The sequence below is a fragment of the Anaerotruncus massiliensis (ex Togo et al. 2026) genome, from assembly GCF_030825285.1.
GTDB classification, from domain to species: domain Bacteria; phylum Bacillota; class Clostridia; order Oscillospirales; family Ruminococcaceae; genus Anaerotruncus; species Anaerotruncus massiliensis.
In genome coordinates, this window is record NZ_JAPJQF010000066.1 from 1 (window position 1) to 12,568 (window position 12,568).

14 protein-coding genes and 1 pseudogene are annotated in these 12,568 nt (G+C 64.7%); 3 read left to right on the forward strand and 12 right to left on the reverse strand.

Features of this window, described 5'->3' with window-relative positions; genetic code table 11:
- Positions 1 to 198: 198 nt before the first annotated feature.
- The 9 genes and pseudogenes from RCI06_RS13070 to RCI06_RS13110 all read right to left on the reverse strand — a co-directional run.
- Positions 199 to 1,353: a hypothetical protein gene (locus RCI06_RS13070; RefSeq protein ID WP_306576323.1), complete on the reverse strand. Its 1,155-nt coding sequence runs from the start codon at positions 1,351 to 1,353 to the stop codon at positions 199 to 201.
- Between the two features lie 138 nt (positions 1,354 to 1,491).
- Positions 1,492 to 2,814: a pyrimidine-nucleoside phosphorylase gene (locus tag RCI06_RS13075; RefSeq protein ID WP_121586348.1), complete on the reverse strand. Its 1,323-nt coding sequence runs from the start codon at positions 2,812 to 2,814 to the stop codon at positions 1,492 to 1,494.
- 84 nt (positions 2,815 to 2,898) lie between these two features.
- A complete protein-coding gene (locus tag RCI06_RS13080) occupies positions 2,899 to 4,074 on the reverse strand; it encodes a phosphopentomutase (RefSeq protein WP_121586349.1) in 1,176 nt (391 codons plus the stop codon).
- Positions 4,075 to 4,384: 310 nt separating this feature from the next.
- Positions 4,385 to 4,942: a hydrolase gene (locus tag RCI06_RS13085; RefSeq protein WP_353939251.1), complete on the reverse strand. Its 558-nt coding sequence runs from the start codon at positions 4,940 to 4,942 to the stop codon at positions 4,385 to 4,387.
- A 141-nt stretch (positions 4,943 to 5,083) separates the two neighbouring features.
- Entirely contained in the window at positions 5,084 to 6,046 is a 963-nt protein-coding gene (locus RCI06_RS13090) for a ketopantoate reductase family protein (RefSeq protein ID WP_306576324.1), read from the reverse strand.
- A complete protein-coding gene (locus tag RCI06_RS13095; RefSeq protein ID WP_121586352.1) occupies positions 6,043 to 6,309 on the reverse strand; it encodes a TfoX/Sxy family protein in 267 nt (88 codons plus the stop codon). Before RCI06_RS13095 ends, RCI06_RS13090 begins: the two co-directional genes overlap by 4 nt.
- A complete protein-coding gene (locus RCI06_RS13100) occupies positions 6,293 to 7,168 on the reverse strand; it encodes a patatin family protein (RefSeq protein ID WP_101553012.1) in 876 nt (291 codons plus the stop codon). The genes RCI06_RS13095 and RCI06_RS13100 overlap by 17 nt, the downstream gene beginning before the upstream one ends.
- Positions 7,169 to 7,350: 182 nt before the next feature.
- Positions 7,351 to 7,896 carry a GNAT family N-acetyltransferase gene (locus tag RCI06_RS13105; RefSeq protein WP_172439321.1) on the reverse strand — a complete coding sequence of 182 codons (546 nt, stop codon included), beginning with the start codon at positions 7,894 to 7,896 and terminating at the stop codon, positions 7,351 to 7,353.
- Positions 7,897 to 7,977: 81 nt separating this feature from the next.
- A pseudogene (locus tag RCI06_RS13110) lies at positions 7,978 to 8,310 on the reverse strand (GNAT family N-acetyltransferase); the annotation flags it as partial.
- Between the two features lie 115 nt (positions 8,311 to 8,425).
- Here RCI06_RS13110 and RCI06_RS13115 point away from each other — a divergent pair.
- Entirely contained in the window at positions 8,426 to 9,181 is a 756-nt protein-coding gene (locus RCI06_RS13115; RefSeq protein ID WP_306576325.1) for an exodeoxyribonuclease III, read from the forward strand.
- Between the two features lie 71 nt (positions 9,182 to 9,252).
- On the opposite strand, the gene RCI06_RS13120 is transcribed toward RCI06_RS13115, so the two are convergent.
- Complete coding sequence (locus RCI06_RS13120; RefSeq protein ID WP_306576326.1) at positions 9,253 to 9,657, reverse strand: VOC family protein; 405 nt, start codon at positions 9,655 to 9,657, stop codon at positions 9,253 to 9,255.
- Positions 9,658 to 9,777: 120 nt separating this feature from the next.
- Between RCI06_RS13120 and RCI06_RS13125 the strand changes: the two genes are divergently transcribed.
- Entirely contained in the window at positions 9,778 to 10,674 is an 897-nt protein-coding gene (locus tag RCI06_RS13125) for an AraC family transcriptional regulator (protein ID WP_306576327.1), read from the forward strand.
- Between the two features lie 39 nt (positions 10,675 to 10,713).
- On the opposite strand, the gene RCI06_RS13130 is transcribed toward RCI06_RS13125, so the two are convergent.
- On the reverse strand, positions 10,714 to 10,872 hold the full coding sequence (locus tag RCI06_RS13130) for a hypothetical protein (RefSeq protein WP_306576328.1): 159 nt from the start codon (positions 10,870 to 10,872) through the stop codon (positions 10,714 to 10,716).
- A 119-nt stretch (positions 10,873 to 10,991) separates the two neighbouring features.
- Between RCI06_RS13130 and RCI06_RS13135 the strand changes: the two genes are divergently transcribed.
- Positions 10,992 to 11,297 carry a helix-turn-helix domain-containing protein gene (locus RCI06_RS13135; RefSeq protein WP_101553004.1) on the forward strand — a complete coding sequence of 102 codons (306 nt, stop codon included), beginning with the start codon at positions 10,992 to 10,994 and terminating at the stop codon, positions 11,295 to 11,297.
- 49 nt (positions 11,298 to 11,346) lie between these two features.
- Here the strand turns inward: RCI06_RS13135 and RCI06_RS13140 are convergent, their stop codons facing one another.
- Entirely contained in the window at positions 11,347 to 12,381 is a 1,035-nt protein-coding gene (locus tag RCI06_RS13140) for a spermidine/putrescine ABC transporter substrate-binding protein (RefSeq protein WP_306576329.1), read from the reverse strand.
- Positions 12,382 to 12,568 lie beyond the last annotated feature (187 nt).

Sequence of the window (12,568 nt, forward strand, 5' to 3'; positions counted from 1 at the left end):
CCCCCCCCCTTTTTTACTGAGCCCCCCCCCCCCCATATATACCCGACCACTTGTTCGCGGGCTGCGTCATTTGTTTATCACACCCTGGGAACAAACGACGAACGTCGTTTGGACCCCTGTGCGCGTCTCCGACGCGCAAACCCGCCGTCCCGGCCGGAGGGCCGGGACGGCGGGTTCTTTTTCGCCGCGCGGGGCGGTTCACTCCGCAAAAAACGCGATGGGTTCGGGCGGCCAGCTATGCACGAGCTCATAGGAGCGGTAGAGGAAGCCGCCGCCCGGCTTCTTTTCCACCGTGAGGCGCCCGACATGCATCGGGTGGTCGGGCTGGTCGTCGGGTCCGTAGGACCCGACCGCAAGCTCGATCACGCCGTCCTGCTCCGCATAGTCCAGGACGGACTGCCATCCGCCCCCGCCGAAGCCGCCGATCATCTCGTAGCAGTCCCCGTCGGCGCGGTAGAACTGGGAGGTGCGCAGGTATTCCACAGGCACGTCGAAATACTCCCGGATCGCCGCCTCCACCTCGGCGGCGGGAGCGGTCGCGCCCGGCGCGAAGCAGCCCTCGAAATCCTTCTCCATCCCCAAAAGGTTATTGAAGCAGAGATAGAAGAAGAGGTGGTCGGCCTCCATCTCCTCGGGCGAGCTCCAGTCGTATTGCAGGAGCCTGCCGCTGGGGATCATCGGGTAGACGTAGGTTTCCGCGAACTGCTCCCGCGTCTGCCCGTCGCCGCCGACGGGATAGAGCGGGTAGCGCATCTCGTTCTCCTCGTACTTCCAGCCGCCGTCGGGGGAGAGCCGGATTTTGACCGTGCCGCTCCAGATGACGGTGCCGTCCTCCCGGGGACTGTAGACGTCGTAATCGAGCGTCAAAAGGCCGTCCTCGAGGGAGGCCTTATTCACCTGCGCGGTGCAGGTCGCGCCCAGCCCCTCGAAGCGGTAGGCGTTGGCCGCCTCGTCGTAGCGGACGTGGATGCGCATACACGAGGCGGGGTCGACGTCGAAGTACCGTCCGATGTATTCCTCGACCTCCCCGGCCGGGAATTCAGCGGGCGCCTGCTCGCCGAGGTCCTCCATGCAGTGCAGGGCGTAGTAGTCCACCAGCGCGTCCGCGCCGATGTTGAAGGGCGTCGACCAGGTGCGTCCCGCCGCCCCGGAGGCGAGCAGGCGGTCCACATACCGTTCGGTCAGGGCCGGGTAGTCCGACAGGTCGGGGGCGGCCGGTTCGGCCGATTCAGACGGTTCGGCGGAAACGGTGGAGCCCTCCGCCGCGCTCTGCGGCTGCGGAGCCGCGGCCGGTTCCCGCGCGCACCCCGCCAGAAGGGCGAGCGCGACGCATAAAACAAGAGCCTTCTTCATTTCAATCCTCTCCTTTCCCTCTATAACCACCGGGGAGGCCGAAAAGGGACCGGCGTCCCTCCAAAATTCCCGTGCGCGTAAAAAACCCGCCTCCCCGGCCTGTCAGCCGGGGAGGCGGGCGCCGTTATGCCGCGTCGGTCAGAATTTTTCCACCGCGTCCTTGGTGACGCGCGCGAGCACCAGCTTTTCGGGCGCGGGCTGCGCGTCGGAGAAGGTGACCGCCTCCAGAAGCAGGCGCTCCCCTTCGGGGACCAGCTCCTGCCGGGAGGTCAGCAGCCGCGCGATGGGCTCGCCCTTTTTCACCGCGTCGCCCGTCTTCTTGAGGAGCAGGATGCCCGCCGACAGGTCGATCGCGTCCTCCTTGCTGGCGCGGCCCGCGCCGAGCGCCACCGACGCGATGCCGCACAGCTCGGTCTGCATGTGGGAGATGTAGCCGTCCGCCGGGGAGAGCACCTCGTGCACGACCGGCGCCTTGGCGAATTTTTCGGTGTCGTCGAGCACCGACACGTCGCCGCCCTGCGCGGCGACCATCGCCCGCAGCTTCCCGAAGGCCGCGCCGCTTCGGAGCGCCTCCTCCGCCATCGCGCGGCAGGCGGCGAGCTCCCCCTTGCCCGCCAGCACGAGCATGTTGGAGGCGAGCTGGAGGCAGACCTCGGTGAGGTCCGCCGGGCCCCGCCCGCGCAGCGTGTCCACCGCCTCGATGACCTCCAGCGAGTTTCCGATCGCGTGGCCGAGGGGGAGGTCCATATCGGTGATGAGCGCGATGGTGCGGCGGCCGTTGTGCTCGCCGATCGACACCATCGCCTGCGCGAGCCCGATCGAATCGTCGAGCGACTTCATGAACGCGCCGCTGCCCGTCTTGACGTCAAGCACGATCGCGTCGGAGCCCGCCGCGAGCTTTTTGCTCATGATCGACGAGGCGATGAGCGGCAGGCTGTCCACCGTGGCCGTCACGTCGCGAAGCGCGTAGATCTTCTTGTCCGCGGGCGCGATGTTGCCCGTCTGGCCGATGACCGAGAGCCCGGCGTCCCGCACGATCTGGAAAAACCGCTCCCGCTCCACCGAGGTGCGGAAGCCCGGGATCGATTCGAGCTTGTCGATCGTGCCGCCCGTGTGTCCCAGCCCGCGCCCGCTCATCTTGGCGACCGGCGCGCCGCACGCCGCCACGACGGGCGCGACGATCAGCGTCGTCTTGTCGCCGACGCCGCCGGTGCTGTGCTTGTCCACCTTGATCCCGGGGATCGCGGAGAGGTCCACCATGTCGCCCGACCGCGCCATGCAGTCGGTGAGCACGGCGGTCTCGTGTTCGTCCATGCCTTTGAACCAGATCGCCATCAGCAGGGCGGAGGCCTGGTAATCGGGGATGCGGCCGGCCGTGTAGCCGTCGATGAAAAAGGCGATCTCCTCGTCCGAGAGGGTCCCGCCGTTGCGTTTTTTCATGATCACGTCGTAGATGCGCATGTTGCTCCTCCTTGTTCGTTCAGGTTATCGGGGCCCAAACCGCACGGCGGCCCCCGGTGGTATCCCGTTTTCGCTTCCGCGCGGTCAGCCCCGCGCGAGGACCAGCGGGCAGAGCGATTCGCCGTCGCAGCCCGCGTCGACGCCCAGCAGCGCCGCCGCCGTCTCGCCCGTGTCCGCGAAGGTCGGGCGGGTGCCGAGGTCCCGTCCCGCCGCGATCTCCTTCCCATAGAGGAGCAGCGGCACATATTCGCGCGAATGGTCGGTCGAGGGGGTGGAAGGGTCGCAGCCGTGGTCGGCCGTGATCATCAGCACGTCGTCCTCCCGCAGCAGGGGCAGCAGCTCGCCCAGCTGCTCGTCGAAGCGGTTGAGCGCCGCCGTATACCCCGGCACGTCGTTGCGGTGCCCGTAGACCATGTCAAAATCGACGAGGTTCACAAAGCAGAGCCCGTGGAACTCCTTCTTCGCCCAGGCGATCGTCTGCTCCATGCCGTCCTCGTTATTTTGGATGCGGCTGGTCTGGGAAATCCCCTTGCCCGCGAAGATGTCGTAGATCTTGCCGACCCCGATCGTATCGAGGCCGGCCGCCCGCAGCTTGTCGAGGATGGTGTCGCGCGGCGGGGTCAGCGAAAAGTCGTGCCGGTTGGAGGTGCGCCTGTAATCGGGCCAGCTGCCCTCGAAGGGGCGCGCGATGACGCGGCCCACCCCGTGCTCGCCCTGGAGCAGCTTGCGGGCCGCCTCGCAGTACTCATAGAGCTGCTTGACCGGCACGACGCGCTCATGCGCCGCGACCTGGAAGACGCTGTCCGCGCTCGTGTAGACGATGAGCGCGCCCGTCTCCTCATGCTCGCGGCCGAAGTCGTGGATGACCTGCGTGCCCGAATAGGGCCTGTTGCAGAGCACCCCCCGCCCCGTCAGCCGTTCGTATTCGCGGATGATCTCGGGGGGGAAGCCGTCGGGGTAGGTCGGCATCGGCTTGGGGGAGATGATGCCCGCGATCTCCCAGTGGCCGATCGTCGTGTCCTTTCCGGCGGACGACTCGCGCATGCGCGCGAAGGCCCCGAGCGGCCGCTCCACCGCCTCGCCGCAGCCGACCCCCTCGATGTTATAGAGCCCCAGTCTTTGCAGATTGGGCACCGAGAGCTTTCCCGACTGCCAGCAGGCGCGCAGCGTGTTGCTGCCCTCGTCGCCGTAGGCGGCCGCGTCCGGTTCCTCGCCGATGCCCACGCTGTCCAGCACGATCAAAAACACCCGTTTTGCCATTGTTTTTCCCACCTTTCCAAGGCGGCCGCCGCGCTTGCCGGGCGGAAAACCGGCGCGCCCCGCGCGCCGCCCGCGCGGAGCGCGGGGCAAATCCCGCCTGCGCGGATTTGGGTTTTCCGCCCTGCCGAGCCCTCCCGCCGGCGGATACCGGGGATGGAGGGCCGCGCCGGGCCGCCTGATTCCTGTCCCCATTTTACCACACCGCGGCCCGCCGCACAAGGAAAGATGGCCGAAAACGGTCTCCCGTTTCCGGCCATCTTCAAGGGCGGGTTCCGCGGGCCCGAAGGCGGTCTCCCATCGCCCGGGCGGTTCAGATATCCATCGTGTCCATCAGGCCGCGCATGGCGAGGATCGTCCGCTCGATGAGCTCGTCGAGCTCCCAGCCGAGCATCTCCGCGCCCTGCGAGATGACCTCGCGTGAGCAGCCCGCCGCGAATTTCTTGTCCTTAAACTTCTTTTTCACCGATTTGGTCTCGAGGTCGACGACGCTTTTGGAGGGGCGCATGATCGCCGCCGCGCCGATCAGCCCGGTGAGCTCGTCGGTGGCGAAGAGGATCTTCTCCATGACGTGCTCCGGCTTGATGTCGCAGCAGAGCCCGTAGCCGTGGCTCGCCGTGGAGCGGATGATCCCCTCGTCGAGGCCCTCTTCGCGCATCAGCTCCTGCGATTTGACGCAGTGCTGCTCCGGGTACGCTTCAAAGTCGAGGTCGTGCAGCAGGCCGACCACCTTCCAGTACTCCACGCGGTCGGGGTCGTACTCCTTGGCGAAATACCCCATCACGCCGCTGACGATCGCCGCGTGACGCAGGTGGAACGCCTCTTTGTTGTACTTTTCGAGCAGGGCCTGCGCCTCTTCCATCGTCGGGATCATAACACAGACTTCCTTTCCGTTTTTTCCCCATTATACTCCGCGCGGAAAAAAACGGCAAGCCGCTTTCTCACGCGGCGAACCCCTCCCCGCCCTCCTCACGGGACGCGCCCATGACGGCGCGGGTGCGGCCGGCCTGAATCAAAAGCTTTGAAGGGGGGCCGGGGGGAACTTTCTCGAAAGTTCCCCCCGGCTCGAAAGTTCCCCCAGGCGGTCCGCCGCCCGCTCGTAGCCCGGGGCGGAAAGCCCGAGCGCGCGGGCCATGCGCACCGGCTCGAAGACGAGCCCGTCGAGCTCGCTCGCGCCGCCCTTTTTGAGATCCTTCTGCATGGAGGCGGTCGTGTCGGGGCTCATGCCGTCGATGCGGCGCAGGCCGTCGGCGAGCATATCCACGGGATAGCGGTAGCCCTTGGCGTCCGCGATGGCCGCGAGCTCCCGCACGAGCGACTTGAAGAATTCACGCGGTTCCCCCGGCGCCTGCAGGCCGCCCATCGGCAGGTCGAAATAAGCGCCCGTCGCCGCCATCGGGGAGACGAGCATGAATTTGCGGAAGGCGTCGCGGCGGATGTCGTCCGACACCACCGCGTCGATGTCCGCGCCGCGCAGCTCCTCGGCGATCTCCTGGAGGCGCACCGCGCGGGCGTTCCCCTCCCGCTCGCCGTAGACGATCCGGAAGACCTCCCCCGACTGGGTGATCTCCCCGGGCGAAGAGATGTAGCCCACAATGTAGATGCAGCCGTCCGTCACCGTGCGGCCGGGCAGGCGGGCGGCCATCCGCTCCCCGGTGCCCAGGACGTTCAGGATGGGGATCACGACGGTCCGCTCATCCGACGCGCGTTCGACAAGCGGCAGGATCTCCTCCACCGAGTAGCCCTTGACGCAGACAAAGATCACGTCTGCGCGCCCGGTAAATTCCCCGGCGGTGCAGGCGGGGACCCGCACCCGCAGCTCCCCGCGCCGGGTGCCGTGCAGGACCAGCCCGTCCCTTCGGATCGCCTCCAGGTGCTTGCCGCGCGCGATCAGCGTCACGTCGCGGCCCGCGTCGGCCAGGTACCCGCCGATGCAGCCGCCCGTGCCGCCCGCGCCGATCACCAGATACTTCATTCCCCCGCCCTCCCGAGCGATTTGTGAAAGGCCCTCAGCTCCGCCTTCACCTCTTCGGGCAGGGCGGTGTCCTTGACGCCGCGGATCGCGCCCTCGAGCGCGTAGAGCTCCCGGACGCACGCGCCCGGGTCGGCTTCGCGCAGGCGGACAAGCGCCTCGCGGCTGCCCAGCTCCCGCAGCGTTTCGGGCGTGTCCACCCCCGCTTCCACAAGCCGCGCCTCCAGCACCTTCCCGATATTTTGCAGATCACTCAGCTTTGCCATCTTCCGCGCTCCTTTCCTGAACCCACTTTTGCAGGCGGGGCATCGCGAGCTGTGCGTCGAGCATCCCCGTCTTGTAGAGGTCCTCCAGCTTTTTCATATCCTTCTCAAACCGCCCGATCGTCACGGGCCGGTCGGGCGCGATCACGATCGCCCTGCCCTCCCGCTCGAGCCGCCGCACCTTGTCGAGCTCCCGGTTATAGACCTCGTGGCGGGTGTCGAGGGTGCGCACCATGCCCGGCGAGTCGTGGAAGATATGCCGGTAGACGGGGCGGATGCCCTCGGGCGATTTCTCGTAGGAGCGGTCGCGGGTCAGCACCACGACCACCCGGTCACAGCCGTCGTCCAGCGCCTTCTGCACCGGGATCGGGTCGGAGGTGCCGCCGTCGAGGTAGCGTCCCCCCATGAATTCCACAACGGGCGAAAACACCGGGATCGACGAGGAGGCGCGCAGCAGGGTGCTGTCCCCCGGCCGGACGGCCTCCTTGGTGAAATAGACCGGCCTGCCGGTATCCGCGTCGGTCACGCCGGTGACAAATTCCATCGGCGAAGCGAGAAACGCCTCGTAGTCGAAGGGGTCGAGATGATTCGGAATCTCGTCGAAGATGAAATCCATTCCGAACATCGATTTGGTTTTAACAAGGCTCTCAAAGCCCACATACCGCTTGTCGTCCACGTAGCCGGTATTGACCCGGTAGCTGCGCCCGCGCTGTCCCGACACGTAGCTGACCCCGCTGCACGCGCCCGCGGACACGCCGATCACGTAGTCCGCCTCAAAATGGTTGTCCATCAGGCAGTCGAGCACGCCGTTCGTATAGAGCCCGCGCATGCCGCCGCCCTCCAGGACCAGTCCGATCTTCATCACACTCTGCCTCCCCGCATGTGGAACTGATTCACCGCCCCGCGCCGCCGTCCGCCGCGCCGGGACCGCCCCGGGCGGAAAACGGCGCCCCGATGGGGCGCCCGTGCGAAAGCGCCGCTTTCGCGCGCGTGCGGCTTTGCCGCACGGTTTTCCGCCTCCCCGTGTTATGCACGCGCCCCGCGTCAGCCGTCCGCCGTGTCCGCGAGCGCCCTCATGGCGTCCCCCGTCAGGCGGTAGACGGTCCAGTCGTCCATCGCCTGCGCGCCGAGCGAACGGTAAAACCCGATCGAGGGCTTGTTCCAGTCGAGGCACCACCATTCGACCCGGCCGCAGCCGCGTTCGACGGCGAGCGCCGCCAGCCGCGCGAGCAGGGCCTTCCCGATGCCGGCGCCGCGCAGCGCGGGCAGTACGAAGAGGTCCTCCAGGTAGAGCCCCGCGCGCCCGAGGAAGGTGGAGAAGTTGTGGAAGAAGAGCGCGAACCCGGCGGGAGCCCCGTCCTTTTCCGCGATCAGCACCTCCGCCTTTTGCTTTTCAAAAATCCATTCGCGCAGCAGGTCCTCGGTGGCAACCACCTCGCCGAGCATCCCCTCGTATTCCGCGAGCTTTTTGATAAAGTCGAGGATGAGCGGCAGGTCGCCGATGCCGGCGAAGCGGATGCGGCAGCCCGCAATCCCCGTCTCATAGCCTTCTGCGGCGCGTTCCCCCTTCACCTGCGTGAGGTAAAGCATGTCGACGAGTTGACAGTCCCCTTCATAAATCGGCTCGGGGTAGTGGTCGGTAAAGAAATTCTTGACGACATGGCTGCGTTTAAATCCGCAGGACTCGTAAAACCCGACCGAGGAGGGGAAATCGCCCGTGCCGACCCACACCGCGGCACCGTCCGGCAGCCGCGCGATCGCCGCGCGCACCAGCGCGCCGCCGATCCCACGGCGGTGGAAGGGCTCGGCGACGGCGAGGTTTTTGATCTCCCAGCCGCCCGCGGCCGGCACCGTCACGATCTCGCCAAGGACGGCGTCCCCCTCCCGCGCCGCGAGCATGAACCCGTGCGGCAGATAGCGCATGACCATCTCCCACGAGGGGTCCGCGAACAGCAGCAGGTCCCGGTAGCGTTCCCGTTTCCCGCGCACTTCAAAAATCTCCATTGCGACACCTCTTTCGGTAGACTATCATAACAGATTTTCCAGCCAAAGTAAATTGCGTTTTACCGCGGATTCTGTTATGCTGGGGGAAAGAAATCCCCCGAAAGGACTTTGCCATATGAAACTGATCTCCTGGAACGTCAACGGCCTGCGCGCCTGCCTGGGCAAGGGCTTCCTCGACTTTTTCAACGCGGAAAACGCGGACGTCTTCTGCCTGCAGGAGACGAAGATGCAGCCCGGCCAGGCCGACCTCGACCTGCCCGGCTACGAGCAGTACTGGAACAGCGCGGTGCGCAAGGGCTATTCCGGCACGGCGGTGTTCACCCGGATCCCGCCCCTCTCGACGGCCTACGGCATCGGGCTTCCCGAGCAGGACAGCGAGGGCCGCGCCATCACCCTCGAATTCGAGGACTTTTACCTCGTCACCGTCTACACCCCCAACGCCCAGCGGGAGCTGACCCGGCTCGATTACCGCATGGAGTGGGAGGACGCCTTCCGCGCCTATGTGAAGGCGCTCGACGAGAAAAAACCGGTCGTCATCTGCGGCGATCTCAACGTGGCGCACGAGGAGATCGACTTAAAAAACCCCAAGCCCAACCGGGGCAACGCGGGCTTTACCGACGAGGAGCGCCAAAAGCTCACCGAGCTGCTCGCCAGCGGCTTTGTCGACAGCTTCCGCGCCCTCTACCCCGACGCGGTGGGCGCCTATTCCTGGTGGTCCTACATGTACCACGCGCGCGCCAACAACGCGGGCTGGCGCATCGACTATTTCCTCGTCTCCGAACGCCTGCGCGGCGAAATCCGCGACAGCAGGATCCGCGCGGAAATCTTCGGCAGCGACCACTGCCCCGTGGAGCTCGACCTCTTCCAATAATCTCCGAGGGAACGACAAAGCGGCCGCCATCTGGCGGCCGCTTATTGCGTCCGAACGCCCCTTGTGGGCGGCTATTCCGGCAGCACCGTGATTTCCACACGGTTCCCGTCCGGGTCGAGGATGCAGGCCTCGTAATACCCGTCGGCGGTCCGGTGCGGCTCGAGCACGACGGTCCGCCCCTCGCTGTGAGCCCGCCGCACCAGCTCGTCCACACAGGCCCGATCCGCCACCGAAAAGGCGATGTGCGTCAGGCCGGCCGCCTCATAGCCTGGGGTACGTTCCCCCTCCGGGATGGTCGGCATCCGCATCAGCTCAAGCCGGCTCCCCTCCCCAAAGGAGAGGAAATACGACTCGAAGTGGGCGTTGAATTCTGTGTCGTTGCAGAATTTTTCCCCGGCCTGTCCGTTGAAATAGGAGCAATAAAACGTCTTCATCTCCTCCAGGTCGGACGTCCAGATCGCGATATGTTCCAGCATGGGTGTCTCCTCCTTATGATCCATTGATAAGGTCATTATATCGCGAAATTTATCTTGTGTCTTTCCGGAATCCGCCATATAATAGAACAAAAGCGACAAGATGGAATCGGAGGCCTGTTTATGCTGATCCACATCTGCCCGCTGAAGATCGGCGACAATCGAATGGAGCGACAGCCGCTGAGCCGGTCCCTTTTTTCCTGCTGCGCTTATCGCGGAGACGTCCACGACTATGTGGCCTCCCAGGTGCCGCCTCACTGGCACCGCGAGCTGGAGGTCGTGATGGTGGATGGCGGGGAGATCGAGCTGGCGCTGGCCGACGCGCAGATCCGGGTCCGGGCGGGGGAGGGGTATTTCGTCAACGCGGAAAAGCTTCACAGCATCCGTTCCGCCTCCGACGGCCCCTGCCTGTACCGCTCGGTCGTCTTTGATCCCGCGATCGTGTCAGGAATCGCAGGCAGCCCTTTCGATCTTAAATATGTACGCCCGCTGGTGGAGCAGGGGCCTTTCGCCTACCTGCTTAGCGGGGAAGAGGCGTGGCAGCGGCCGGTCTTTGCGGCGTTTGAAGATGCCTTTCACGCCTGCGCGAAGGAGGATCCGGGGTTCGAATTTACGGTCAGACACGCCCTCTCGCGGATCGTTTTGGCGCTCACGGAGCACGCCGGGGAACCGAACGCGGCCCGACCGGTGACGGTGCGCGAGGAGAAGCTCAAGCAGATGGTCGAGTGGATTGACGAAAACTACATGCGGCCGGTCCGCCTGAAGGGCCTGGCGGACGCAGTCCATTTCTCTCCGCGCGAATGTGAGCGCGTCTTTCAGCGCCTGCTGAAGATAACGCCCTACACTTACCTGCTGCGGCGCCGGATCGCGGCCGCCGCTCTCCTGCTGGTCGGGGGGGATCTGCCAATCACCGAGGTCAGCGAACGCTGTGGGTTTTCCACTCACAGCTATTTTTCCCGGCAGTTTCGCGCCCTGACGGGGCTTTCGCCTCGCGACTACCGAAAAAACGCCTGCGCCTAGCCTCCGATCAACAAAAGCGGCCGCCATCTGGCGGCCGCTTTACATTTCATCGGGCGGAAAGAGCTCTTCGATCCGTTCCAGTTCCTTTTTCAGGTGCTCCGCCTGTTCGCCGACCAGCAGGCTCAGAATTTCCAGCGCGTCGGCGGCGGCAACCGTTTTCCGAACGAGGGAAAAATACAACTCCTTATAGTCAGGCATAAAGTTCGCTCCCTCTGTGCACATTAACGACTGATCGTTAATATTATACGTCTAATTATTAAAGATTTCAACGCCTAATCGTAATAATATTAACGCATAAGCACAGAAGGAGGGGTTGGATGGACATCCTCGGGAAGATCCGCCGGCTGCAGGAGGAACGCGGCTGGAGCGAAAACCATCTCGCGGAGCAGGCGCATCTCAGCCAGTCCACCATCAATTCGCTCTACCGGAAGGGAAACGTCCCCACCATCCCGACGCTCGAAGCGATCTGCCGGGCCTTTGGGATGACGGTCTCCCAGTTCCTCGCGGAGGACAGCCTGCCGCCTGACCTCACCGGGGAGCAGCGTGAGCTGCTGTCCTGCTGGGACGCCCTCGCCCCGGAAAAGCGAAAAGCCCTGCTTGCCTTGATCAAGGTCCTCTGCTGAATAAAAGAAAAAGCGGCCGCCCGGAGGGCGGCCGCTTTTTTATGGGGGTTCAGCTCTGCTTGAATTCCGTCCAGATGTCGTTGAAGAGGGCGGTGGCTTCCTCGCCGACGTCCTTGATCGACTCGCCGCTGCGGATCGCATCGTCGGGGATGACCAGCAGGGGATTGGTGATATAGGGAGTCGCAGCCGAGTTGCAGCTCCCGTAGAAGGTCTGCTCGGTGATGCGCGCCGAACGCTCGCCGTCGAGGATGAAATCGAGGAAGGCGTGCGCATTGTCGGCGTGGGGGGCCTTGGCGGGGATAAAGACCGCGTCGATGCCGAATCCGACGCCCTCGGCGGGATAGACCGTCTTGAGCTCGGGATTCGCGTTGAGGGCGGTGATCACCTGGGAGGTGAACATGTAGCCGACCGCCGTCTCGCCCGAGATCATGAGGTTGTAGGGAGTGTTGTAGTCAAACGCCCGGATGTTCGGGCGCAGGGTCATCAGCTTCTCCTTGGCCTGCTCCAGCACGGCGGGGTCGGTCTCGTTGAAGCTCTTGCCCATCGTTTTGAGGGTGATGCCGATGATGTTGCGCGCGTCGTCCATCACGACGACCGAGTCCGCGAACGCCGGATTCCACAGGTCTTCGTAACCCTTGATCTCCACGCCGCCCGTCATGGCAGGGTTGTAGATGATCATCGGCACGCCAGCCGAATAAGGGACGACATACTGGTTATCCGGATCGAAGAAGGTGTTCTGGTAGGTCGGATTGATGTTTTTGAAGTTGGGGATTTTTGATTTGTCGAGCTCCATCAGCAGGCCCTGTCCCCGCGCGATATCGATGATGTAATCGCTCGCGAGCACGATGTCGTATTCGCCGCCCGATTCGAGCTTCATGAGCATCTCCTCGTTCGACTCAAAGGTGCTGTAATTCACCTTGATGCCCGTCTGCTCGGTAAACTCCGCGAGGATATCGTCGGGGAAGTAGGTCGCCCAGGTGAAGACGTTGAGCACCTTTTCATCCGCTTTTTTCCCGCAGGCGCCCAGCGAAAGCGCCAGCACCGCCGCAAGCAGCAGCGAGAGCGCACGTGTCCATTTCCGCATGGTAAGTCCCTTCTTTCTTTTCTGTTCACTCTGATCTATGATTGCAACCGCCGTTTGCGGTGAATCGGCTTCTGATTTTGCCGCCCGGCGGGCGGCGGAGGGGGTGCCGCGCTGCGCCCGGCGGGGCTATCGCGGGAATTGCCGCTTTCCAAGCGGCAAGAAATACGAGCGCGTTCCGCCGCGCGGC